The sequence below is a fragment of the Enterobacter sp. Tr-810 genome, assembly GCF_011752765.1.
Lineage (GTDB): Bacteria > Pseudomonadota > Gammaproteobacteria > Enterobacterales > Enterobacteriaceae > Enterobacter > Enterobacter soli.
This window is the reverse complement of record NZ_VWWW01000002.1, coordinates 258,890-282,860: the sequence shown is the minus strand read 5'-3', so window position 1 is coordinate 282,860 and position 23,971 is coordinate 258,890. Positions and strand designations below refer to the sequence as shown.

General features: G+C 52.1%; 28 protein-coding genes and 1 other annotated feature. Of the genes, 18 read left to right on the top strand and 10 right to left on the bottom strand.

Annotation, left to right across the window (positions count from 1 at the left end; genetic code table 11):
• Positions 1-11: 11 nt before the first annotated feature.
• Entirely contained in the window at positions 12-770 is a 759-nt protein-coding gene (gene chbG / locus F3J30_RS07900; RefSeq protein WP_166716888.1) for a chitin disaccharide deacetylase, read from the top strand.
• A gap of 90 nt (positions 771-860) precedes the next feature.
• Here the strand turns inward: chbG and katE are convergent, their stop codons facing one another.
• Positions 861-3,110: a catalase HPII gene (gene katE / locus F3J30_RS07895; protein ID WP_166716887.1), complete on the bottom strand. Its 2,250-nt coding sequence runs from the start codon at positions 3,108-3,110 to the stop codon at positions 861-863.
• Between the two features lie 188 nt (positions 3,111-3,298).
• Between katE and cedA the strand changes: the two genes are divergently transcribed.
• Entirely contained in the window at positions 3,299-3,553 is a 255-nt protein-coding gene (cedA, locus tag F3J30_RS07890) for a cell division activator CedA (RefSeq protein WP_071881293.1), read from the top strand.
• Between the two features lie 48 nt (positions 3,554-3,601).
• On the opposite strand, the gene F3J30_RS07885 is transcribed toward cedA, so the two are convergent.
• From F3J30_RS07885 to hxpB, 4 genes are all read right to left on the bottom strand, one after another.
• Positions 3,602-4,993 (bottom strand): L-cystine transporter, encoded by a 1,392-nt coding sequence (locus tag F3J30_RS07885; RefSeq protein ID WP_014069890.1) that lies wholly within the window; start codon positions 4,991-4,993, stop codon positions 3,602-3,604.
• A gap of 126 nt (positions 4,994-5,119) precedes the next feature.
• Positions 5,120-5,710, bottom strand: coding sequence for a metal-dependent hydrolase (locus F3J30_RS07880; protein ID WP_014069891.1), 591 nt, complete (start codon positions 5,708-5,710; stop codon positions 5,120-5,122).
• Between the two features lie 94 nt (positions 5,711-5,804).
• On the bottom strand, positions 5,805-6,566 hold the full coding sequence (gene kduD / locus F3J30_RS07875) for a 2-dehydro-3-deoxy-D-gluconate 5-dehydrogenase KduD (RefSeq protein WP_166716886.1): 762 nt from the start codon (positions 6,564-6,566) through the stop codon (positions 5,805-5,807).
• A gap of 137 nt (positions 6,567-6,703) precedes the next feature.
• Positions 6,704-7,375, bottom strand: coding sequence for a hexitol phosphatase HxpB (hxpB, locus tag F3J30_RS07870; protein ID WP_166716885.1), 672 nt, complete (start codon positions 7,373-7,375; stop codon positions 6,704-6,706).
• 149 nt (positions 7,376-7,524) lie between these two features.
• Here hxpB and F3J30_RS07865 point away from each other — a divergent pair, with 149 nt between their 5' ends.
• Entirely contained in the window at positions 7,525-8,061 is a 537-nt protein-coding gene (locus F3J30_RS07865; RefSeq protein ID WP_014069894.1) for a YniB family protein, read from the top strand.
• A 36-nt stretch (positions 8,062-8,097) separates the two neighbouring features.
• Here F3J30_RS07865 and F3J30_RS07860 read toward each other — a convergent pair whose 3' ends face one another.
• From F3J30_RS07860 to pfkB, 3 genes are all read right to left on the bottom strand, one after another.
• The gene (locus F3J30_RS07860) at positions 8,098-8,958 is read right to left on the bottom strand and encodes a fructosamine kinase family protein (protein ID WP_014069895.1); all 861 of its coding nucleotides are present in this window, start codon (positions 8,956-8,958) and stop codon (positions 8,098-8,100) included.
• 105 nt (positions 8,959-9,063) lie between these two features.
• Positions 9,064-9,354, bottom strand: a complete 291-nt coding sequence (ghoS, locus tag F3J30_RS07855) for a type V toxin-antitoxin system endoribonuclease antitoxin GhoS (RefSeq protein WP_064555877.1) — start codon at positions 9,352-9,354, stop codon at positions 9,064-9,066.
• A 103-nt stretch (positions 9,355-9,457) separates the two neighbouring features.
• Complete coding sequence (gene pfkB / locus F3J30_RS07850; RefSeq protein WP_166717143.1) at positions 9,458-10,390, bottom strand: 6-phosphofructokinase II; 933 nt, start codon at positions 10,388-10,390, stop codon at positions 9,458-9,460.
• Between the two features lie 295 nt (positions 10,391-10,685).
• Between pfkB and F3J30_RS07845 the strand changes: the two genes are divergently transcribed.
• Together F3J30_RS07845 and F3J30_RS07840 are read left to right on the top strand one after the other, a co-directional pair.
• On the top strand, positions 10,686-11,444 hold the full coding sequence (locus tag F3J30_RS07845) for a YdiY family protein (RefSeq protein WP_014069898.1): 759 nt from the start codon (positions 10,686-10,688) through the stop codon (positions 11,442-11,444).
• Positions 11,445-11,708: 264 nt separating this feature from the next.
• Positions 11,709-11,942, top strand: a complete 234-nt coding sequence (locus F3J30_RS07840) for a hypothetical protein (protein ID WP_166716884.1) — start codon at positions 11,709-11,711, stop codon at positions 11,940-11,942.
• Between the two features lie 206 nt (positions 11,943-12,148).
• Here the strand turns inward: F3J30_RS07840 and yniD are convergent, their stop codons facing one another.
• Both yniD and yncL read right to left on the bottom strand, forming a co-directional pair.
• Positions 12,149-12,256 carry a small membrane protein YniD gene (gene yniD / locus F3J30_RS07835; RefSeq protein ID WP_008500658.1) on the bottom strand — a complete coding sequence of 36 codons (108 nt, stop codon included), beginning with the start codon at positions 12,254-12,256 and terminating at the stop codon, positions 12,149-12,151.
• Between the two features lie 98 nt (positions 12,257-12,354).
• A complete protein-coding gene (yncL, locus tag F3J30_RS07830; RefSeq protein ID WP_021241082.1) occupies positions 12,355-12,447 on the bottom strand; it encodes a stress response membrane protein YncL in 93 nt (30 codons plus the stop codon).
• A gap of 322 nt (positions 12,448-12,769) precedes the next feature.
• On the opposite strand from yncL, the gene thrS reads away from it, so the two are divergent.
• The 13 genes from thrS (at position 12,770) to F3J30_RS07765 (ending at position 23,912) form a co-directional block, all read left to right on the top strand.
• Positions 12,770-14,698 (top strand): threonine--tRNA ligase, encoded by a 1,929-nt coding sequence (thrS, locus tag F3J30_RS07825; protein WP_014069900.1) that lies wholly within the window; start codon positions 12,770-12,772, stop codon positions 14,696-14,698.
• A 3-nt stretch (positions 14,699-14,701) separates the two neighbouring features.
• Complete coding sequence (infC, locus tag F3J30_RS07820) at positions 14,702-15,244, top strand: translation initiation factor IF-3 (RefSeq protein WP_014069901.1); 543 nt, start codon at positions 14,702-14,704, stop codon at positions 15,242-15,244.
• Positions 15,245-15,341: 97 nt separating this feature from the next.
• The gene (gene rpmI, locus F3J30_RS07815) at positions 15,342-15,539 is read left to right on the top strand and encodes a 50S ribosomal protein L35 (protein WP_003030583.1); all 198 of its coding nucleotides are present in this window, start codon (positions 15,342-15,344) and stop codon (positions 15,537-15,539) included.
• Positions 15,540-15,591: 52 nt separating this feature from the next.
• Complete coding sequence (gene rplT, locus F3J30_RS07810; RefSeq protein ID WP_000124850.1) at positions 15,592-15,948, top strand: 50S ribosomal protein L20; 357 nt, start codon at positions 15,592-15,594, stop codon at positions 15,946-15,948.
• Between the two features lie 117 nt (positions 15,949-16,065).
• Positions 16,066-16,190 (top strand) — a sequence feature (Phe leader region).
• The gene (pheM, locus tag F3J30_RS07805) at positions 16,071-16,115 is read left to right on the top strand and encodes a pheST operon leader peptide PheM (protein ID WP_001386830.1); all 45 of its coding nucleotides are present in this window, start codon (positions 16,071-16,073) and stop codon (positions 16,113-16,115) included. It overlaps the preceding feature by 45 nt.
• 62 nt (positions 16,191-16,252) lie before the next feature.
• Positions 16,253-17,236, top strand: coding sequence for a phenylalanine--tRNA ligase subunit alpha (gene pheS, locus F3J30_RS07800; protein WP_014069902.1), 984 nt, complete (start codon positions 16,253-16,255; stop codon positions 17,234-17,236).
• 15 nt (positions 17,237-17,251) lie between these two features.
• On the top strand, positions 17,252-19,639 hold the full coding sequence (pheT, locus tag F3J30_RS07795) for a phenylalanine--tRNA ligase subunit beta (RefSeq protein ID WP_166716883.1): 2,388 nt from the start codon (positions 17,252-17,254) through the stop codon (positions 19,637-19,639).
• A gap of 4 nt (positions 19,640-19,643) precedes the next feature.
• Positions 19,644-19,943, top strand: coding sequence for an integration host factor subunit alpha (ihfA, locus tag F3J30_RS07790; RefSeq protein WP_003857805.1), 300 nt, complete (start codon positions 19,644-19,646; stop codon positions 19,941-19,943).
• A gap of 101 nt (positions 19,944-20,044) precedes the next feature.
• Positions 20,045-21,025: a vitamin B12 ABC transporter permease BtuC gene (btuC, locus tag F3J30_RS07785; RefSeq protein WP_166717142.1), complete on the top strand. Its 981-nt coding sequence runs from the start codon at positions 20,045-20,047 to the stop codon at positions 21,023-21,025.
• A 35-nt stretch (positions 21,026-21,060) separates the two neighbouring features.
• A complete protein-coding gene (locus F3J30_RS07780; RefSeq protein ID WP_166716882.1) occupies positions 21,061-21,612 on the top strand; it encodes a glutathione peroxidase in 552 nt (183 codons plus the stop codon).
• Positions 21,612-22,367, top strand: a complete 756-nt coding sequence (gene btuD, locus F3J30_RS07775) for a vitamin B12 ABC transporter ATP-binding protein BtuD (protein ID WP_166716881.1) — start codon at positions 21,612-21,614, stop codon at positions 22,365-22,367. The genes F3J30_RS07780 and btuD overlap by 1 nt, the downstream gene beginning before the upstream one ends.
• 74 nt (positions 22,368-22,441) lie before the next feature.
• Positions 22,442-22,906, top strand: coding sequence for an NlpC/P60 family protein (locus F3J30_RS07770; protein WP_014069907.1), 465 nt, complete (start codon positions 22,442-22,444; stop codon positions 22,904-22,906).
• Positions 22,907-23,201: 295 nt separating this feature from the next.
• On the top strand, positions 23,202-23,912 hold the full coding sequence (locus F3J30_RS07765; RefSeq protein ID WP_166716880.1) for an EAL domain-containing protein: 711 nt from the start codon (positions 23,202-23,204) through the stop codon (positions 23,910-23,912).
• The last annotated feature ends 59 nt before the right edge of the window (positions 23,913-23,971 follow it).

Genomic DNA, 23,971 nt, shown 5'->3' with positions numbered 1-23,971 from the left:
GAGGGAGAGCGATGGAAAACCTGCTGATCGTAAATGCCGACGATTTTGGCCTGTCGAAAGGGCAGAACTACGGCATCATTGAAGCCTGTCGTCGGGGTGTGGTGACTTCGACCACGACGCTTGTCAACGGCGAGGCGGTTGACCATGCGGCAGCGCTGAGCCGTGAAGTTCCGGAGCTGGGCGTGGGGATGCATTTTGTCCTCACTCTCGGGATGCCGATTTCACCGATGCCGGGGCTGACACGCGACGGACAGCTGGGTAAATGGATTTGGGAAATGGCCGAGCAGAATGCCTTGCCACTCGAGGAAATTACCCGTGAACTGGATTGTCAGTTCAACCGTTTTGTCGATCTCTTCGGTCGTGAGCCAACGCACATTGATAGCCATCATCACGTGCATATGATCCCGGCAATTTTCCCGATTGTTGCGGATTTTGCCCAACGTAAAGGGGTGGCGATGCGCGTGGATCGTGAAGTGCAGGCGCTGCACGGGCTGTTGTTATCCTCTGCGGCAACGACCGACGGTTTCAGCAGCGCGTTTTACGGTGATGAAATTAGCGAAGCACTGTTTCTGAAAGTGCTGGATGATTCTGTCGCGCGCGGTGAACGCTCGGTAGAGGTGATGGCGCATCCTGCGTTTGTCGACAACATCGTGCGCAAGAGCGCCTACTGCTGGCCACGCCTGGCGGAACTGGATGTCCTGACGTCGGCGTCGCTGAAATATGCGATTGCCGAGCGCGGGTATCGTCTGGGGACGTTCAGGGATCTGTGAGTAAAAAAGCCCGGTGGCGGCTTCGCCTTACCGGGCCTACAAAACCAGTCGAAATGTTGGCCGGGTAAGCGCAAGCGCCACCCGGCTTTTTTACGCCGGTATCCGGTCAATCTTACTGCTGCGCGACCACACGCGGTGGGCAGCAAGCAATTCAAACAGCTTCGTCGTAAATGCATCGTCGACGTTATCGCCTTCGACAATCCCTTCTTCGCCCTGAGCTGCCACCTTTAACAACGCTTTAAACTGGCGCGCTTCGCCCGCCAGCGCAATGGGTTTCAGGTGCTTATAAGCTTCCAGCAGATAGTAAACGGCATCACCATTGTTAAGCAGGCTGTTGATATCGCCACAAGGCACAATTACCGCATCCACAGTCAGGGAAGGCGCACCGGCAAAGGTTGCGGCAATGGGCAGCACTGAACCGTCATCGGCGTTCACTTCCCCCATACGAGAATAAAGTAGTTTAGCGTGCACACCCTTCGTTTTGAGCGCCTGCATTATGCCCAGCACGTCGCTGGCACGTGTTTTGTCGTTCAGCAAGATAGCCACCACGCGACCCTTAATCGTGCCGCCCGGCACCGCATAAAGGCTGAGGGACGGATCCTTCTTCAGCCCGTTGACGTCTTTTGGCGGTACGGCATTGCGCTGCTCGTCGCTCAGGGTAATGCCGAGCTTATCGGCAACGCCCTGAGCCAGCTGAATATCAATATGCGCCAGTTGGTCGACAACGCGCTCGCGGATGTAAGTTCGCACGACTTTGCTCAGTTCAAAGCTAAAGGCACCGATAATATGTTGCTGCTCAATCGGGGTCTGGCTGTTCCAGAACAGGCGAGGATGCGCATAATATTCGCCAAACGATGGGCTTCGCTCACGGATTTTTGTCCCTTCAACACGTTCCGGATAAGACTCAAAACCGCCGCGTTGCGGGCCCGGTGGGGTTTCACGTGGCCAGTTATCGTTGATTGAATTTGGCTCATAGTTCGCCGGATTGGTATCGATATCCTGGCGATGCATCCCGTCACGCTGGAAATTATGATACGGGCAGGTCGGCCGGTTAATTGGGATCTCGTGGAAGTTTGGCCCGCCAAGACGGCTGATTTGTGTATCGGTATAAGAGAACAGACGCCCCTGTAACAGAGGATCATGGGTGAAATCGAGTCCGGGAACGATATGCCCTGGGTGGAATGCCGCCTGTTCGTTTTCGGCAAAGAAATTGTCCGGGTTGCGATTGAGCACCATTTTGCCGACCAGTTGCACCGGAACCAGCTCCTCGGGAATAAGCTTGGTCGGATCCAGCAGATCGAAATCGAATTTGAATTCGTCCTCTTCCGGGATCAGTTGAAGTCCAAGCTCGTATTCCGGGTAATCTCCCGCTTCGATAGATTCCCACAGTTCACGGCGGTGGAAGTCCGGATCACGCCCGGTCAGCTTTTGGGCTTCATCCCACACCAGTGAGGCTTTACCCGCAACAGGCTTCCAGTGAAAGCGCACAAAGGTGGCTTTACCTTCGGCGTTAATCAGGCGGAAGGTGTGAATACCAAACCCTTCCATCGTGCGCAAGCTTCGCGGAATGCCTCTGTCCGACATTGCCCACATGACGTTGTGCAGCGTTTCGGGTTGCAGAGAGACATAATCCCAGAACGTATCGTGCGCGCTTTGTCCCTGCGGTATGGCCCAGTGGGGCTCAGGTTTTACCGCATGGACAAAGTCAGGAAATTTATTCGCATCCTGAATGAAGAATATCGGGGTGTTATTGCCAACCAGATCGAAAATGCCCTCGTCGGTGTAAAACTTGGTCGCGAACCCGCGGATATCGCGCACCGTGTCAGCTGAACCTGCGCCACCCTGAACGGTGGAGAAACGGACAAACACGGGCGTGATTTTTTCCGGGGCGGAAAGAAAGCCCGCTTTGGTGATCGCTTTCAGGCTTTTATAGGGCTGGAAATAGCCATGTGCAGCGGAACCGCGAGCGTGAACAATCCGCTCCGGGATCCGCTCGTGGTCGAAATGGGTTATTTTCTCCCGCAGGATAAAGTCCTCCAGCAGGGTTGGCCCACGCGTCCCTGCGCGCAGGGAGTTCTGGTCATCGGCGATACGTACCCCTTGATTGGTGGTGAGGGCAAAGTCTTCGCCGTTTTTGCGCTGAGCGTTAAGCGATTTCAGCTTCTCATTCCCCGTATCCGGGGATTTCAGGCTTCCTGATGCCGTAGGTTGTTCGCCTGGGGCTGAAAGGCCGGGGGAAGGTTGATGCGATCCATCCGCAGGTGCGAGTGAGTCCATGCCCGGTTGAGATTCTTCAGTGCCATGAATGGGTGATTGATGTGTTTTATCTTTGTTCGACATTGCACGCGTCTCCTTTATTCATTGCTAAAAACCTTATTAAGGGTAGAACAATGTGATGAGGTGGCTGGCGAACTCAGAGTTTTCAGATGCCATTGTTAACGAAAGAAGCTGCATACTGCATGGAAGGCGCGACGCGTGGGGGAAGGATCGGCTATCATAGAATTTTCCTGTTTCCAGAATTTGCTTTAGTGAACCAGTCTCTTATGAAACCTCTTCGTCAACAAAACCGCCAGGTTATTAGCTATGTGCCCCGCGTTGAACCCGCTCCGCCTGACCATGCTCTGAAAGTGGATGGTTTTCGCGATGTCTGGCAGCTACGGGGTAAATACGTGGCCTTTGTGCTGATCGGCGAACACTTCCGTCGTTCCCCTGCGTTTACGGTGCCGGAATCGGCGCAGCGCTGGGCGGTACAGACCCGCCAGGATGAAGAGGTTGAAGAATAACAGCCATAAAAAAACCGCCATCAGGCGGTTTTTTTAATTCAGCAATGATTAACGGTGCGCCAGTTCGACGTCGTCTTCACTTTCCAGAACCGCTTTGTCAGTCTGCTTCAGCCACTGACTGGTTAGCGTACCCGCGGTCATGGAGCCGCTCACGTTCAGTGCGGTACGGCCCATATCAATCAACGGCTCGACGGAAATCAGCAGCGCAACCAGAGTGACCGGCAGACCCAGTGCAGGCAGTACGATCAGCGCGGCGAAGGTAGCACCACCGCCCACACCAGCAACACCTGCGGAGCTCACGGTGACAATGCCCACAAGCGTTGCAATCCACACCGGGTCGAGCGGGTTAATACCCACAGTAGGGGCAACCATCACAGCCAGCATTGCCGGGTACAGACCTGCACAACCGTTCTGACCGATGGTGGCACCAAAGGACGCAGAGAAGCTGGCGATAGATTCAGGCACACCCAGACGACGGGTTTGCGCTTCAACGTTCAGCGGAATGGATGCTGCGCTGGAACGGCTGGTGAAGGCAAATGTCAGTACCGGCCATACTTTGCGGAAGTATTTCAGCGGGCTAACGCCGTTCACACCCAGCAGGATGCCATGCACCACGAACATGATGCCCAGACCCAGGTAAGAGGCAACCACAAAGCTACCCAGCTTAATGATGTCCTGCAAGTTAGAGCCAGCAACGACTTTGGTCATCAGGGCCAGTACACCGTAAGGCGTTAACTGCATTACCAGACGCACCAGCTTCATGACCCAGCTTTGCAGGGTATCGATAGCCGTCAGAACGCGTTCACCTTTCGGGGCATCGTCTTTCAGCAGTTTCAGCGCTGCCACACCCAGGAAGGCCGCGAAGATAACCACGCTGATAATTGAGGTTGGGTTCGCACCGGTCAGGTCAGCAAACGGGTTCTTCGGAATGAAGGAGAGCACCATTTGTGGCACGGTCAGGTCGGCGACTTTACCTACGTAGTTAGACTGAATGGCCGCCAGACGCGCGGTTTCAGCAGAGCCTTGCACCAGACCTTCTGCGGTCAGACCAAACAGGTTGGTTACCAGAACACCCACCAGTGCGGCAATCAGCGTAGTGAACAGCAGCGTACCGATGGTCAGGAAGCTGATTTTACCTAACTGAGTGGCGTTATGCAGACGTGCAACCGCACTCAGAATGGAAGCAAATACCAGCGGCATCACGATCATCTGTAGCAGCTGTACGTAGCCGTTACCCACGATGTTGAACCACTGAATAGAGTCTTTCAGTACCGGATTATCTGAGCCATAAATAGCCTGTAATACCAGACCAAATACGACACCCATACCCAGACCGACCAGTACTTTCTTCGCCAGGCTCCACTGTTTGTGGCGCGCCTGAGCCAGAAGCAATAGCAAAATAGCGAACACAACGACGTTCGCGATGAGTGGAAAGTTCATCCCCGTTCTCCTGATTTATTATGTGGTCGGTTTTACCGAACCTGTTGGCGCAAGGTTAGCAGAAGTGTGATGTAGCGCTTATATCCAAATGGAATGGGTTATGACAAATACGCTTATTTTGCGGATTTAATGTTCTATTTGATGATTAATAAATCGATTGAACTGAAATTGCAGCGAATTGATCATCTGGGAAGACCAGCGAACTGCACCATTTTCGGGCAAGGTTTGCGGCATCCACACGGCATAGGCAAAAAGCGCCATACATAAAACGCGCTCCAGCTGGTTACCTTTCTGTGGCGCCAGGATCGGCAGGCGGAACCGCCAGCGGCACGGCCACAGTAACGGCACACCTGCAGGGGTCAGCATATCGGCGAGAATATGGCTCAGATAGCCGAGCACCATGCCCTGAATGGCATCTGCGGGCACAATCCAGCTTTCAGGAACCTTTAAATAGAAGAGTGTCAACAGACCAAACACGGCCAGCAGGCTGTGAGTGAATCCCCGGTGACCAAACGCCCGGGCGATGGGTTTGGAAAACCACTTCAACCGCTGTCCAAGAAATGATTTAGGGTGATCAATATCGGGTAACAGGCAGGTGAGTACCGCTGAAGGCACAATATGCCACCAGTCACCCTGGGCCAGTACGGGCGTTAGCTCAGCGTTTTTGGCAAACACTGCGCAAGCAATAGAAAAAAGCAGGTGGCCTTCCGCCGTCATGATAAAACCCAGGAAACTGTCAATTCATACAGTATAGGGTTTTTATACAGTGGGCGGAAGAGGTGACGGTGTAACTCTTTGTCACAAAACTACGTTAACGTGCGAGCCAGCCACCATCAACGGCTAAGGTGTGGCCATTAATGTAGTCTGATGCCGGTGACGCCAGGAATACCACCGGGCCTTGCAGATCGTCGGGCAATCCCCATCGCCCCGCAGGTATACGGTCCAGGATCGCCTGACTGCGTTGCTCATCATCACGTAACTGCTGCGTATTGTTGGTGGCCATATAACCTGGCGCAATGGCATTGACGTTAATCCCCTGAGCCGCCCATTCGTTTGCCAGAAGGCGAGTGATGCCAAGCACGCCGCTTTTCGAGGCCGTATAAGAGGGAACACGGATGCCGCCCTGGAACGAGAGCATGGAGGCAATGTTGATAATTTTACCGCCCTGGCCCTGGGCAATAAACTGCCGGGCGACCGCCTGAGAAAGGAAGAAGACTGATTTCAGATTCAGGTCAACGACCTCGTCCCAGTCTTTTTCACTGAAGGAAAGCGCGTCTTCACGGCGGATGGTGCCCGCGTTATTCACCAGAATATCGACGCGCCCCATCTCTGCAACCGCTTTCGCGACGACGTCATGGAGACTTTCCTGCTTGCCGAGGTCGGCCCGGATCGCCAAAAAACGTCTGCCGAGGGCGGTGACCCGGGCGGCCGTTTCTTCAGGAATTTTTCGGTTTACCCCCACGATATCGCACCCGGCCTGAGCCAGGGCAATGGCCATGCCTTGTCCAAGCCCGGTATCGCACCCGGTGACGATGGCCACTTTTCCAGAAAGAGTGAAGGTATCCAGTATCATACGTGCCTCAGAAGTAGGGTTATTGTCGTTCTGACCCAAGAATAGGAGGCAATAAGCAGAAAAGCAAATAAAATGAAACGATGTTTTATTTTTATGATTTGCAAATTCAGGCAGCGGGTGCTGCCTGAGGAAATGCGTTATTCACCGCGCAGGTGTTGCACGGTCAGGTCGGTCAGTGAGGCAAGTTTAACGTCAGCAAGCGCAAAGCGCGGATCATGCTGGCCTTCTTCGGCAGGGACGACAATTGAGCGCATCCGCGCAGCCTTTGATGCCACCATGCCGTTAACGGAATCTTCCAGCGCAACGCAGGTGAGAGGATCAAGCCCAAGCTTCGCGGCGCAGTCCATGTAGACCTGCGGGTGCGGCTTGCTGTAGGGGAGCTTTTCTGCCGATGCCAGCGCATCAAAGCTGTCACGCAGCTCGAACATGGTCAGCACTTTTTCCAGCATATGCAGTGGAGAAGCAGAAGCCAGCCCAACCTTAAGGCCTTGCGCTTTGCACAGGGCGATTGCGTCACGCACGCCAGGTAACAACGGGCGATTCTCTTCAACCAGCGTAATAGCGCGATTGATGATGCGCGCAGTCACTTCGTCGCGGCCAGGCCCAACCCACGGCTGGTGGGCGTACCAAAGTTCAACCACCATATCGATGCGTAACCCCAGCGTATCGGGGAGTTCGTTACGGCGACGAATGTCCACGCCAAGGCTGGCCATAACATCCAGTTCTGCACGATCCCACAGCGGCTCGGAATCAATAAGTAATCCATCCATGTCAAAAATAGCGGCAAGAATTTGGCGCGGTGTCGACATCACAACTTCTCCTTAATTCAGGGTGTACGACAGACGATAAGTGCTAAGTACAGTCTGCAATTTAGCATATTGCCTTTAAAGAGCGGGCGAAAATGATGTGCAGCAGGTAGACTTAGGCACAAATAACGCGTCTTTTGGAAGGGGAACTGATGACGTATCAACAAGCTGGACGCATTGCTGTCTTAAAACGTATTGCCGGGTGGGTGATCTTTATTCCGGCCGTGATTTCCACGCTGATTTCCGTACTTAAGTTTATGTACGATCACAGCGAAAAACAGCCGGGTATCAATGCGGTAATGCTTGATTTTGCGCATGTCATGATTGAAATGATGCGTTTTAATACGCCTTTTTTAAACTTCTTCTGGTTCAACTCACCAACGCCCGATTTTCACCAGAAGCTCAATGTCGGCTTCTGGATAATCTATGCGCTGATCTTTGTCGCAATGGCGCTCCAGGCGTCGGGTGCCAGAATGAGTCGCCAGACGCGTTTTTTGCGTGAAGGTGTGGAAGACCAACTGATCCTGGAGCAGGCGAAAGGGGCGGAAGGATTGAGCCGCGAGCAGATTGAGTCCCGCATCGTGGTTCCGCGTCACACCATTTTCCTACAGATTTTTCCGCTCTACGTCCTGCCGGTGATAATTATCGTGGCCGGATATTTCTTCTTCTCGTTACTCGGTTTCATATAAGAACAAACGGGTGGCATCTGGCCACCCGTTCCTGTCTTATGCCGCCAGTACGCGCTCCAGCGCGCGCTGGGCATTTACCAGGTGCTCGCCGCCAAACAAAATCGCGCGGTTAATCAGGGTGTAAAGCTGGTAAACCGGCTGGCGCTGAAGGAAGTCTGCCGGGAGTGGCGACACTGACTGATACCCGTCATAGATTTGCGCAGGCTGCTCAGGATGGAGCGGCAGCATGGCAAGATCGCACTCTCTGTCGCCCCAGTAGCAGGCCGGGTCAAAAATATACGGTCCATCTGGCCCCAGCGCGCAGTTTCCTGACCATAAATCGCCATGCAGAAGCGAAGGCTGAGGCTGATGCGAAGCAAGACGTTGCTGAACGTGCTCGACAATGGCGTCGATATTGCCAAATTCCAGCCCTTTTTCCGCAGCCAGCTCAAGCTGCCAGCCGATGCGTTGTTCGGCAAAGAAAGTTGACCAGCGGCGTTGCCAGGCATTGGGTTGCGGAGTGGTGGAGAGATCGTTATCAAAATCGAGCCCAAACTGGGGTTGGTCGCTCCACTGGTGCAGACGCGCCAGTTGCTGCCCGAGGATAAAGGCGTTATGGGCATCTAACGGACGGGCAGGGAGATAATCCATGACCAGGAAGCTGTAGTCACGATCGCTGCCTAACGCCCAGACCTGAGGTACCGTAACGGTCTTGCTGCGGGATAACAGCTCTAACTGGTCGGCTTCGGCCGTGAAGATAGGGAGGAGCTCCCGTTCATCACATTTTACGAAGAAATCACGTCCTGCGTAGCGTAAATGCCATGCGGCGTGGATCTCTCCGCCTGGCAGTTCGTTACGCAGTTCAATTTCACCTTCACCCAGTTGCTCACTTAAAAGATGACTGATAGCCTGCCACATGATGTCTCTCCCATGTTGTCTGCCAGATCATAAAGTTAGCGCAAAACCGCTGTAAAAAAATACGAACTAACGCACACCTGAGCCGTTTGGATCCACGCAGGGCACTTATTGTTCTTTTTTTTGCCAGTTTTCCCAGGTGTCTACGTCAATGTCGGCTGTTTTGTGGGTGGCACTTTCAATCAGGCTGCTTGCCAGCGCGCTGACTTCATCTCTGGATAACGCGCTTATCAGCCCAAATGTCAGCGTGCCGAGTTCATGAATATTGCCTTCTTCATCCGTTAGCGTGAGTAAAAAATTGGCACGAGTAAAGGCGTTGTTGATTTCATTGAGTTCGGTCAGTGATGCTTCATGAAAACTGACGGTTATGACATAGCGAGTGATATCTCCACTGCTCATATTTCACCTCATTGTTATCATGAAAGTTTTCTTAGCATAGTCGATAGTACGCGTTTGGCGAACCCGGGGAGCATTTCCCCTCCATGAAGAAGGGGAGAATGTCTTAACTTCTGGAAAGGTAATCCACAATTTTTAGCGTATCGGCAAGAGAACACAACCGTGTACCCTGGTTAATCGTTGCTGCGCTACCTGCCGCCACACCGTAGCGCGTCATCTCCAGTAACGAGGCCCCTTGCGCCAGTTTCAGCGCCATTGCACCCACCATGCTGTCGCCTGCACCCACGGTGCTCTGGCTCTTCATCGGCGGCGGGACCACCTGCACAAAACCGGAGCCATCAACGGCTAACGCCCCTTGTGGACCAAGAGACACCACCACGCGCAGGGCTTTGCCGCTGTGAATCAGTTCTTGCGCCGCAGTGCGAACATCGTCAGGCTGGGTGAGCTCACGGTTGACCAGCGCACTTAGTTCTTTCTGGTTGGGTTTGACCAGCTCAAGTTGCCCTGGCTCTAAGGCGGCCTGAAGTGCTTCACCAGAGCTGTCAACAATGCAGCGGATCCCCTTCTGCTGGACGGCCCGGATCAACTGCGTCAGCCTTTCCGTTTTGACACCAGGCGGCAGGCTGCCGCTAATGACCAGCAAGGCACCACTCTCGATGGCCAGAACTTTTTCCTCAAGCTGGCGGAATTCATCTTCGCTCAGTTTCGCGCCGGGCATAACGAAACGGTACTGTTCGCCGCTGGATGTCACGTGGACGTGCAGGTTCTGCCGCGTCCAGTCCTGGGCGTTAACGGTTGAAACTGCGACCTTTTCATCTGCCAGCAGTGCGACCAGATGCTCCCCGGTAGCGCCGCCGGCGGGGAATATTGCCGTCGCCTTTCCGCCGAGGTGCGTAATGGCGCGCGCCACGTTGATCCCACCGCCGCCTGGTTCAAATACAGGGGCGCTACAGCGCAGTTTACCTTCCGGGTAAATCTGCGGCGTCAGGGTGGCGGAGTCGAGGGAAGGGGAGAGCGTGAGTGTATAAATAGAAACCATCATTACCTCCTTTTAGTATGGGTATCAGTAATCCTGGCACCAATTCACCAGAAGGCAAAGTAATTAACATCATGATTTTCAATATGAATAACGAGGAAAGTAACCAAATTGTTTTATAAAATAAAACGCGTTTTGGGATCGTTCTTATTCAAAAAATGAAATAAGAAAACATTGCTATGTTATTTGAGGCTTTTTATAATTTCTTACCTTTCTCTGGACGCCTTGTCATTGATCCTCAAGAAAGTTTCCGGGACCGTGATGGTCTCTTTTTTTGTTGTACGGACTCCTTAATAAAATGAAGCTTTTGAAGACAGTACCCGCTGCACTGATGCTGGCGGGTGGCGTGTTTGCGTCAATGAATGCGACCGCCGATGATACCGTTTTTACTGTCATGGACGATCCCACCACGGCGCAAAAGCCCTTTGAAGGTAACCTGAACGCCGGATATTTGGCGCAATCCGGTAACACGAAAAGTTCTTCGCTGACGGCGGACAGCACGCTGACCTGGTACGGTAGCAACACGGCCTGGTCCTTGTGGGGTAACGCCAGCAACACCTCCGCTAACGACGAACGCTCTTCCGAAAAATACGCAGTAGGTGGACGTAGCCGTTACAATATGACCGATTACGACTACCTGTTCGGCCAGGCCAGCTGGTTAACCGACCGGTACAATGGCTATCGCCAGCGTGATGTCTTCACCGCAGGTTATGGTCGCCAGTTCCTGAACGGGCCTGTTCACAGCTTCCGTTTTGAATTCGGTCCTGGTGTACGTTATGACGAGTACACCGACGGCGATACTAAAACCCAACCGTTAGGCTATGCGTCTGGTACTTATGCCTGGCAGATGACCGACAACACCAAATTTACTCAGGGTGTTTCTGTATTCGGTGCCGATGATACAACGCTAAACTCTGAAACGGCGCTGAATGTAGCAATCAATGAACACTTTGGTTTAAAAGTGGCTTACAACGTGACCTGGAACTCTTCACCTCCAGATACTGCACCGGATCACACCGACCGCAGAACCACGATTTCACTGGGCTACAAAATGTAATTTCCGCGGGCCGAAATATTATCGGCCCGTTTTTTATTTTTACGAACTGTGCTATTTTATATTGAACAGCGTTTTAAAATATTTATTCGGCAGATATCTCCATATTTTCTCCATAATGACTCTCTTCGTATTACATTCAGTTTATTTGACACGAATTGATAAATAAATTGACTAGGCAAAAGTGTGATCCAGATCTACACTCATAACACAGGCAAAATTTCGCCTTAAGTCGTTCTGCAATAATTCAGTAAGAGAATAATCATTATGAAAAAAATCAAAACTGCCGCAGCAGCAATGGTGCTTTCTGCACTCTCCTTTGGCGTATTCGCTGCTGATGAAGTGACTCCACCTGCCAGTAACACCAATACCCAGGTCGGCATTGCTAAAGCGTCTGACGTTGAAGCAGGCTCTAACATTGCCCCGGGCTCACAATCTACCGGTCAATCAATGAATGACGCATTTGATGTGCATAAACTGGTTGCAGGTGAGTGGTCCTGATACGTTTCTTGTCGCGTTGTTATTGAAATTAAACCAATAACTCAACCCGTCAAAAACCGGATTGTGATGTACCGGTTTTTTGCGGTTTAAAATGATGTAAAGATAATTAAAGTTTATTCATTACCTGTATTTCGTATTCGCAAAAAAACCTTCACCGAAATGTATTATTCGGTAAAGGCATTTCGCCTGTCTAATTCCATGACGTTTTAGCCCCAGATCATTGCCGCCCAGCGCAACAGTAACATCGCTCCGCAGATAGCAATTAACACCAGCACCATTTTCCAGTGTTTTACGGCAAATCGTTTTGTTGGCATAACCTAATCCTTGTCTGTTGATAATGCCAGTGTACCAAAGAGAGCGGTGAAATGCGCATTATCCGGGGTTAGGTTATGCCACATCATAGTGGTGCGGTTCAGAACCAGTGGAATCTTTCGGCGAGAATCAACAATAAACCGGTGGCTGAAAGTATATTCAATATCACTACGGTTCTACTGGATACGTTCATGTTGTGCCCCTTAAGGTTTAAGGACCTGTTCAAGAATAGCTCAGCACGACTGGAATGCGAGCGCCAGGAAGCGAACCCCTGCAAACTCATGCGAAAGTACCAGGTACTTCTGTCTGCCACAGAGGGTGCATTCTCCCTTTTGTTAGTGTTAACATTGCAAGGCCTGCCGTAAATCCGCATTTGTCTGAATTCGTCAGGTGCATGATAACGAACCAATTTGACGATTGTTGGTCAGATGGCCTCGTAATCTACTGTTAAATCACGATTATTTTCTTTGTATATGCTCTTATGTGTGGGGCATCACTGCAAATAAGGATATAAAATGCCTGTAATTACTCTTCCTGATGGCAGCCAACGCCAATACGACCACGCTGTTAGCCCAATGGATGTGGCCCTGGACATCGGTCCTGGACTCGCAAAAGCGACCATTGCTGGCCGTGTAAATGGTGAGCTGGTTGATGCGTCCGATCTGATTGAAAACGATGCGAAACTGTCAATCATCACAGCGAAAGATGAAGAAGGTCTTGAGATCATTCGTCACTCCTGTGCGCACCTGTTAGGTCATGCAATCAAGCAGCTGTGGCCAAATACCAAAATGGCGATTGGCCCGGTTATCGACAACGGTTTCTACTATGACGTTGACCTTGACCACACCCTGACCCAGGAAGATATCGACGCGCTCGAAAAACGTATGCACGAGCTCGCTGAATCCAACTACGACGTCATTAAGAAGAAAGTCAGCTGGCACGAAGCGCGTGAAACCTTCGTGAAGCGCGGCGAGAGCTATAAAGTCTCTATTCTTGATGAGAACATCTCTCATGATGACAAGCCAGGCTTGTACCATCACGAAGAATACATCGACATGTGCCGTGGGCCGCACGTGCCGAACATGCGTTTCTGTCATCACTTCAAACTGATGAAGATTGCAGGCGCTTACTGGCGTGGCGACAGCAACAACAAGATGTTGCAGCGCATTTATGGTACCGCATGGGCAGATAAGAAAGCCCTGAGCGCCTACCTGCAACGCCTGGAAGAAGCCGCAAAACGCGACCACCGTAAAATCGGTAAGCAACTTGACCTGTACCATATGCAGGAAGAAGCGCCGGGTATGGTTTTCTGGCATAACGATGGCTGGACTATCTTCCGTGAACTGGAAACTTTCGTGCGCTCCAAGCTGAAAGAGTACCAGTATCAGGAAGTGAAAGGCCCGTTCATGATGGACCGTGTGCTGTGGGAAAAAACCGGCCACTGGGACAACTACAAAGATGCGATGTTCACCACCTCTTCTGAGAACCGTGAATACTGCATCAAGCCAATGAACTGCCCGGGTCACGTTCAGATCTTCAACCAGGGTCTGAAATCCTACCGCGACCTGCCGCTACGTATGGCGGAGTTCGGTAGCTGCCACCGTAACGAGCCATCAGGTGCGCTGCACGGTCTGATGCGTGTTCGTGGCTTTACTCAGGATGATGCGCATATCTTCTGTACTGAAGATCAGGTACGTGACGAAGTTAACGCCTGTATTCGTATGGTCTACGATATGTACAGCACTTTTGGCTTCGAGAAGATCGTGGTCAAACTCTCAACTCGCCCTGAAAAACGTATCGGCAGCGACGAGACCTGGGATCGTGCTGAGGCGGATCTGGCCGTTGCGCTGGAAGAGAACGGTATTCCGTTCGAATACCAGCTTGGCGAAGGTGCCTTCTACGGCCCGAAAATTGAATTTACCCTGTATGACTGCCTCGATCGCGCATGGCAGTGCGGTACTGTACAGCTGGACTTCTCCCTGCCGCAGCGTTTAAGCGCCTCTTATGTTGGCGAAGACAACGAACGTCAGGTACCTGTAATGATTCACCGTGCAATTCTCGGTTCTCTGGAGCGCTTCATCGGCATCCTGACCGAAGAGTTCGCCGGCTTCTTCCCAACCTGGCTTGCGCCAGTGCAGGTAGTCGTGATGAACATTACCGATTCTCAGTCTGAATACGTTAAAGAATTGACGCAGAAACTACAAAATGCGGGCATTCGCGTAAAAGCGGACTTGAGAAATGAGAAGATTGGCTTTAAAATCCGCGAGCACACTTTACGTCGTGTCCCGTATATGTTGGTCTGTGGTGATAAAGAGGTGGAAGCAGGCAAAGTTGCCGTTCGCACCCGCCGTGGTAAAGACCTGGGGAGCCTGGACGTAAGTGAAGTGATTGAGAAGCTGCAACAAGAGATTCGCAGCCGCAGTCTTCAACAACTGGAGGAATAAGGTATTAAAGGCGGAAAACGAGTTCAAACGGCACGTCCGAATCGTATCAATGGCGAGATTCGCGCCCAGGAAGTTCGCTTAACAGATCTGGAAGGTGAGCCACTGGGAATTGTGAGTCTGAGAGAAGCGATCGAAAAAGCTGAAGAAGCTGGAGTAGATTTAGTTGAAATCAGCCCTAACGCCGAACCGCCAGTTTGTCGTATCATGGACTACGGCAAGTTCCTTTATGAAAAAAGTAAGTCTTCTAAGGAACAGAAGAAGAAGCAAAAAGTTATCCAGGTTAAGGAAATTAAATTCCGTCCTGGTACCGACGATGGCGATTATCAGGTAAAACTCCGCAGCCTGATTCGCTTTCTGGAAGATGGCGATAAGGCCAAGATCACACTGCGTTTCCGCGGTCGTGAGATGGCCCACCAACAGATTGGTATGGAAGTGCTTAACCGCGTCCGTGACGATCTGAGTGAACTGGCAGTAGTCGAATCCTTCCCTACGAAGATCGAAGGCCGCCAGATGATCATGGTGCTCGCTCCTAAGAAGAAACAGTAAGGCCTTCAAGCAGCAAAATCTGTGGAGCCTTCGGGCCTCATAGGTTTTGCTCGCCTATGTTTCGTTTATTTAACAATGCGAAGTGGAAGTTATTAAGATGCCAAAAATTAAGACCGTACGCGGTGCTGCTAAGCGCTTCAAAAAAACCGGTGGTGGTGGATTTAAGCGTAAGCACGCAAACCTGCGTCATATTCTGACCAAAAAATCTACTAAACGTAAACGTCACCTGCGTCCAAAAGGCCTCGTGTCTAAAGGCGATCTGGGTCTGGTTATCGCGTGCCTGCCGTACGCATAAGCCGTTAACGTTTAATTTTTTTTACTAAGAATATAGATACAGGAGAGCTCACATGGCTCGCGTAAAACGTGGTGTAATTGCTCGTGCACGTCACAAAAAAATTCTGAAACAAGCTAAAGGCTACTACGGTGCGCGTTCACGCGTATACCGCGTTGCCTTCCAGGCTGTTATCAAGGCTGGTCAGTATGCTTACCGTGACCGTCGTCAACGTAAGCGTCAGTTCCGTCAACTGTGGATTGCACGTATCAACGCAGCAGCACGTCAGAACGGTATTTCTTACAGCAAATTCATCAACGGCCTGAAAAAAGCCTCTGTTGAAATCGACCGTAAGATCCTGGCTGACATCGCAGTATTCGACAAAGTAGCGTTCACCGCTCTGGTCGAAAAAGCGAAAGCAGCACTGGCGTAAGCCAGTTGGAAGAGGGGGCTTTGCTCCCTCTTTTGTTTTAACCTTATCAGAACATTGACTTTTACCCGTCCAGGCTTTTCAATAAGGTCTTAACGGCTCTAAACCTATAAGGTAACGCAAGCATGAATGCTGCTATTTTCCGCTTCTTCTTTTACTTTAGCACCTGATATCAGGAGGCTAGCGCGTGAAAGATGAAACGAAAAACAGCGCCGAATAAGCCTCCTGATGGAGGCTTTTTTTGTGTCTAAATTCGAGAGATTAAGTCCACCAAATCGGTGTCTGCACCGACATAATGAGGAAAACCATGTCACATCTCGCAGAGCTGGTTGCCAGTGCAACGGCCGCCATTAACCAGGCCTCAGATGTTGCCGCGTTAGACAACGTCCGCGTCGAATATCTGGGTAAGAAAGGGCACCTGACCCTTCAAATGACTACCCTGCGTGAGTTGCCAGCAGAAGAGCGTCCGGCAGCGGGTGCGGTGATTAACGAAGCCAAAGAGCAGGTACAGCAGGCGCTGAATGCGCGTAAATCCGCGCTGGAAAATGCGGCACTGAACGCGCGTCTGGCTGAAGAAACCATCGATGTTTCCCTGCCTGGTCGTCGTATTGAGAACGGCGGTCTGCACCCGGTTACCCGTACTATTGACCGTATTGAAAGTTTCTTCGGTGAGCTCGGCTTTACCGTGGCGACTGGCCCGGAAATCGAAGATGACTATCACAACTTCGATGCGCTGAACATTCCAGGCCATCATCCGGCACGTGCTGACCACGACACTTTCTGGTTCGATGCTACGCGTCTGCTGCGTACCCAGACTTCTGGCGTGCAGATCCGTACCATGAAAGATCAAGAGCCGCCAATTCGCATCATCGCGCCAGGCCGTGTTTATCGTAACGATTACGACCAGACGCACACCCCAATGTTCCACCAGATGGAAGGCCTGATCGTTGATAAAAACATCAGCTTTACCAACCTGAAAGGGACGCTGCACGACTTCCTGAATAACTTCTTTGAAGAAGATTTGCAGGTTCGTTTCCGTCCTTCCTACTTCCCGTTCACCGAACCTTCTGCGGAAGTTGACGTGATGGGTAAAAATGGCAAATGGCTGGAAGTGCTGGGCTGCGGCATGGTGCACCCAAATGTTCTGCGTAATGTCGGCATTGATCCTGAAGTGTACTCTGGCTTTGCCTTCGGTATGGGCATGGAGCGTCTGACCATGCTGCGCTACGGCGTAACCGATTTGCGCGCATTCTTCGAAAACGATCTGCGTTTCCTCAAACAGTTTAAATAAGGGCAGGACAGAACAATGAAATTCAGTGAACTGTGGTTACGCGAATGGGTGAACACCTCTCTCGATAGCGAAGCGCTTTCCAACCAAATCACCATGGCAGGCCTGGAAGTTGACGGCGTTGAGCCGGTTTCAGGTGCCTTTAACGGTGTGGTTGTGGGTGAAGTGGTTGAATGCGGCCAGCATCCTAATGCCGACAAACTGCGCGTAACAAAAGTGAACGTGGGCGGCGAACGCCTGCTGGATATCGTCTGTGGCGCGCCAAACTGCCGTCAGGGGCTGAAAGTTGCTGTGGCAACCGTGGGTGCGGTACTGCCGGGTGATTTCAAAATCAAAGCCGCAAAACTGCGTGGTGAGCCGTCTGAAGGGATGCTGTGCTCTTTCTCTGAGTTGGGTATTTCCGACGACCACAACGGCATCATTGAGCTGCCGCTGGATGCGCCAATCGGTACGGATATTCGCGAATACCTGAAACTCGACGACAACACCATCGAGATCAGCGTGACGCCAAACCGTGCCGACTGCTTAGGCATTATCGGTGTGGCGCGTGATGTTGCCGTGCTGAACCAGGTTGAGCTGAACGTGCCAGATATCACGCCAGTGGCTGCCACCATCGCCGACACTCTGCCGATTCAGGTTGAAGCGGCCGATGCGTGTCCACGTTACCTGGGCCGTGTTGTGAAAGGCATTAACGTTAAAGCGCCAACCCCACTGTGGATGAAAGAGAAGCTGCGTCGTTGCGGCATCCGCTCCATTGATGCGGTTGTAGACGTGACTAACTACGTTCTGCTGGAGCTGGGTCAGCCAATGCACGCGTTCGATAAAGATCGTATCGAAGGCGGTATTGTTGTGCGTATGGCGAAAGAGGGTGAAACCCTGGTTCTGCTGGACGGCAGCGAAGCAAAACTCAACGCCGACACCCTGGTTATTGCGGATCATGGTAAAGCGCTGGCGATGGGCGGTATCTTCGGTGGTGAGCATTCCGGTGTGAATGACGAAACGCAAAACGTACTGCTGGAATGCGCCTTCTTCAGCCCGCTGTCTATCACCGGCCGTGCGCGCCGTCATGGCCTGCATACCGACGCTTCTCACCGCTACGAGCGTGGCGTTGACCCGGCACTGCAATACAAAGCAATGGAGCGTGCAACGCGCCTGCTGATCGATATCTGTGGCGGCGAAGCGGGCCCGGTTATTGATGTGACAAACGACGCTACTCTGCCGAAACGCGCAACCATCACCCTGCGCCGCAGCAAGCTGGACCGTCTGATTGGCCACCACGTTGCGGATGCTCAGGTTAGCGACATTCTGCGTCGTCTGGGCTGTGAAGTCACCGAAGGTCAGGACGAATGGAAAGCCGTTGCGCCATCATGGCGTTTCGATATGGAAATCGAAGAAGACCTGGTGGAAGAAGTGGCGCGTGTTTACGGCTACAACAACATTCCAGACGCGCCGGTACAGGCAGGCCTGGTCATGGGCTCTCACCGCGAAGCCGACCTGTCCCTGAAGCGTGTGAAAACCATGCTCAATGACAAAGGCTATCAGGAAGTGATCACCTATAGCTTCGTTGATCCGAAGGTACAGCAGTGGATCCACCCGGCTGAGGAAGCGCTGATCCTGCCAAGCCCAATCTCAAGCGAAATGTCAGCAATGCGTCTGTCCCTGTGGACGGGGCTGCTCGGGACTATCGTTTACAACCAGAATCGTCAGCAAAACCGTGTGCGCATTTTTGAAAGTGGATTGCGCTTTGTGCCAGATAATCAGGCAAATTTAGGCATCCGTCAGGATCTCATGCTGGCTGGCGCCATCAGCGGTAACCGCTATGAAGAACACTGGGACCTGGCAAAAGGGACGGTTGATTTCTACGATATGAAGGGCGATCTGGAAGCGATTCTCGATCTGACCGGTAAATTATCTGAAATTGAATTCCGTGCGGAATCCATCCCGGCCCTGCATCCTGGCCAGAGCGCTGCCATTTATTTAGATGGCAAACGCGTTGGTTTCATTGGTGTTGTTCACCCTGAGCTGGAGCGCAAACTGGACCTGAACGGCCGTACCATCGTGTTCGAGCTGGAGTGGAACCCGGTTGCAGACCGCGTCATTCCTCAGGCGCAGGATGTTTCACGCTTCCCGGCGAACCGCCGTGATATCGCGGTTGTGGTCGCTGAAAACGTGCCTGCAGCAGATATTTTGGCCGAATGTAAGAAAGTTGGCGTAAATCAGGTAGTTGGCGTAAACTTATTTGACGTGTACCGCGGCAAGGGCGTAGCAGAAGGTTTCAAGAGCCTCGCTATCAGCCTTATCCTTCAGGATACCAGCCGTACACTCGAAGAAGAGGAGATTGCCGCTACCGTCGCCAAATGTGTAGAGGCATTAAAAGAGCGATTCCAGGCATCATTGAGGGATTGAACCTATGGCGCTTACAAAAGCTGAAATGTCAGAATATCTGTTTGATAAGCTTGGGCTTAGCAAACGGGATGCCAAAGAGCTGGTAGAGCTGTTTTTCGAAGAGATCCGTCGCGCTCTGGAAAACGGCGAGCAGGTAAAACTCTCCGGTTTTGGCAATTTTGATTTGCGAGACAAAAACCAACGTCCGGGCCGCAACCCGAAGACGGGGGAAGATATTCCCATTACAGCCCGCCGCGTGGTGACCTTCAGACCCGGCCAGAAGTTAAAAAGCCGTGTCGAAAACGCAACGCCCAAAGCAGAGTAATATGAACTAACTAAAAAGGTCGCATTCGCGGCCTTTTTTCTTTGCTCTCCTGTAAACCCACCGTAAAATCAAATACATCTCATTCTGATAAAACCATGTCTATGCCTGATTTCGCTCACCGCCAGCGCCAATCCGACCTGCGCCGCCTGCTTGCACTTGTGCTGCTGCTCTTTGTTGCCGCAGCCGTCAGCCTGTGCGCGGGCGACAGGTGGCTGGGGCCGGAAAGCTGGTTTGGCGCAGACGGGCAGCTTTTTGTCTGGCAAATCCGATTGCCGCGCACCCTGGCGGTGATCCTCGTTGGCGCGGCGCTGGCGCTCTGCGGCACCATGATGCAGGCGCTGTTTGAAAACCCGCTGGCGGAGCCGGGCCTGCTGGGGGTATCAAATGGGGCGGGTGTGGGCCTGATTGCAGCGGTCATGCTGGGGGGCGGCGAGCTTTCAGCCTGGAGTATTAGTCTGAGCGCCATTATCGGTGCGCTTGTTATTACCGTGATACTCCTGCGCTTCGCAAGACGTCATCTATCGACCAGCCGGTTGCTGCTGGCCGGGGTTGCGCTGGGGATCATTTGCAGCGCACTGATGACCTGGGCGGTCTACTTTTCAACCTCATTTGATTTACGCCAGCTGATGTACTGGATGATGGGCGGGTTTGGCGGCGTTGACTGGCACCAGGGGTGGCTGATGGTATTGCTTATCCCGGTGATAATCTGGGCGTGCTGCCAGGCACAACCGCTGAACATCCTTGCACTGGGGGAAACCTCTGCCCGCCAGCTCGGCATGTCGATGAATTTATGGCGCAATGTGCTGGTTATTGCCATTGGCTGGATGGTAGGGGTGAGCGTAGCGCTGGCCGGTGCCATAGGTTTTATTGGCCTTGTCATCCCGCACATGCTACGACTTTGTGGCGTCACGGATCACCGCACGTTACTCCCGAGCGCGGCCATAGCCGGTGCGGCAACGCTGTTGGTGGCTGATATTATCGCCAGGCTTGCACTGACTGCCGCTGAGTTGCCGATTGGCGTGGTCACCGCCACGCTAGGCGCGCCAGTATTTATCTGGCTACTATTAAAAGCCGGACGTTAAACCTACCCAACCACGGAATAAACTGAGGGGATGCTATGCAGTACGATATTCTGAATACCGAAGTGACCACCATTGACGGCGAAAAAACCACGCTTGAGGGCTACAAGGGCAACGTTTTGCTGCTGGTGAATGTGGCCTCCAAATGTGGCCTGACGCCGCAGTACGAGCAGCTTGAAGCGCTGCAAAAAAACTGGGAGAGCGAAGGCTTTACCGTGCTTGGGTTCCCTTGCAATCAGTTTTTGGGCCAGGAGCCGGGCAGCGAAGAAGAGATCAAAACATTTTGCAGTACCACCTATGGTGTGACCTTCCCGCTGTTCAGCAAGATTGATGTCAATGGCGAGCACCGTCATCCTCTGTATGAAAAGCTGGTGTCTGCGGCACCGACCGCGGTTGCCCCGCAGGGCAGTGGCTTCTACGAGCGTATGGCCAGTAAAGGACGTGCGCCGCTCTACCCGGACGATATCCTGTGGAACTTTGAGAAATTCCTGATTGGGCGTGACGGGCAGGTTGTACAGCGTTTCTCTCCGGATATGACGCCGGAAGACGCCGTAGTGACTGACGCGATTAAAAAGGCGCTGGCGCACTAATGACCTTGCTGATGCAGCTGACGGATGTGGCTGAAAAAGGACGCCTTGAGCCAATGAGCGCTGCCATCAATGCAGGAGAGATCCTGCATCTTGTGGGGCCGAATGGCGCAGGAAAGAGCACGCTGCTGGCGCGCATCGCGGGGCTGACCACCGGGCAAGGGGAGATAACCCTGTTGGGCCACTCGCTTGACCAATGGTCACCTGTGTCGCTGGCGCACCGGCGGGGTTATTTAGTGCAACAGCAAGTCCCGCCATTTGCGATGCCAGTCTGGCACTATCTTACGCTGCATCTGCATGATAAAAGCCGCACTGCGCTTCTCGAAGAGGTGGCGGCGGCATTGGGGCTAGAGGACAAACTGTCGCGAAATGCCAGCCAGCTTTCTGGCGGCGAGTGGCAACGTGTGCGTCTGGCGGCCGTTATTCTTCAGATCCATCCTGCGGGTAATTCGCAGGGATGCTTGCTGTTGCTGGACGAGCCAATGAGCGGCCTGGATGTTGCTCAGCAGGCCGCGCTCGACACTATCCTGAGTTCACTCACCCGTGCGGGTGTCGCTGTGGTCATGAGCAGCCACGATCTGAACCATACGCTACGCCATGCCCACCGGGTATGGTTGCTGGCCCGGGGTAAAATGATTGCCAGCGGCGCGCGGGATAGCGTGCTGACGCCTCCTCATCTGGCTACCGCCTATAACATGCACTTTCGCAGGCTGGATATCGAAGGGCATAAGATGCTGATTTCTACGGCTCAGGAGTAACCGTTTCTTGCGCGGTTGCACAATTGCACGCTAAATTACGAAAAGAACAATAAAAGCAGAGGATTCGTCTGAAAATGCGATTCTGGTTTCTCCTTGCAGCGGCGTTATTTCTTGCGGGATGCAGTAGCCATCGTGCGCCACCACCTAATGCGCGACTGTCTGATTCCATTACGGTCATTGCCAGCCTTAACGATCAGCTGAGCAACTGGCGCGGCACGCCGTATCGTTACGGTGGGATGAGCCGTGGCGGTGTGGATTGCTCGGGTTTTGTGCTCATGACGTTTCGCGATAAGTTTGATTTACAGCTACCGCGTGAAACGCGTAAACAGGCTGAAATCGGCACTGAAATTGATAAGGACGATTTACTGCCTGGCGACCTGGTATTTTTCAAAACAGGCTCAGGCGAAAGCGGTCTTCATGTTGGTATTTATGATACGGATAACCAGTTCATTCATGCCTCAACCAGTCGTGGGGTGATGCGTTCATCTCTCGATAATGTTTACTGGCGTAAAAACTTCTGGCAAGCCAGGCGTATTTAGCAATGCTTAACATGTCAGTTTCCTGGCGCGTACTGGCTAAAAAAACGCGCCTGAATTTCAGATATATGTTGATTAAAGTTAAATTTATGCCGAATTAATTATGTCTGTATGTGTCTGTTTTATCTAAAACTGGCTATTAATGAGTAACCAGGATAAGATTATTTTTAGATTCAGGGATAAATCTGAAAACTAATACGGAACTAATGAAATTAATCTTATTAAAATCAATACAGTGGAATTGTGTCAGCAATTGCTCCAGGATGTCCTCTTTCATCTTTAAAGCGGGGCGAGCGCAATGATTATCACGCTAGATAATGCTTACCAGTCTGAGTTTTTACTTTGTCCTGCACGTAATAGTGCCGGGGAGCTTAAAGCTTTAGAAATTATGGTTAACTTTGTTGGCGTGGATACAGACGTACGAATCCCCACTGAACTGGTTATCCCACATCTTTCACCAGCGGAAGAACTCGCGCTGTTTCAGGAAAAACTGCAACTGCTCGAGACCTGCAAACTGTTCTTTATTCAGCATCAGCTTATTGCATGGATTAATATTACACCTGCAATTGTTGAGTTTTTATTAACAAATGAAAACGCTGTTTCAATAATCGAACGCTTCCCGTTTCTGGAGTTTACTGTTAATGAGAACTATCCAGGTTTAAATAACGGGAAGGACGATCTGGCGATGGCAAGGATGGCGATCCGTTATCCGCTGGTACTGGCCAATTTTGGTGCCGGGGCCGCTTCTCTGAAGCCTGTGTATGACGGTTTGTTTAAACGTGTGATCATCGACAGAAACTTTATTCAGCAACGCGTCACCGAGCTGTCATTCGAGCCTTTTATGCGTGCGATCCTCTGGCAAATAACACCGCACTGCCAGTCGGTGATTGTCGCTGGTATCGACGACCACGGAACATTGCAGCGCGTGATGCCATTTGAGTTCGGCGCGATGCAGGGTGGGCTGTGGCCTGCCGTCACGGCGGAACAAGTGACTCTGTTGGTTCAGTGATAACCCTTGTTTTCGCCCGTGTTTAAGTCCAGGTAAACCCTCTACACTAAAAGCAGGAG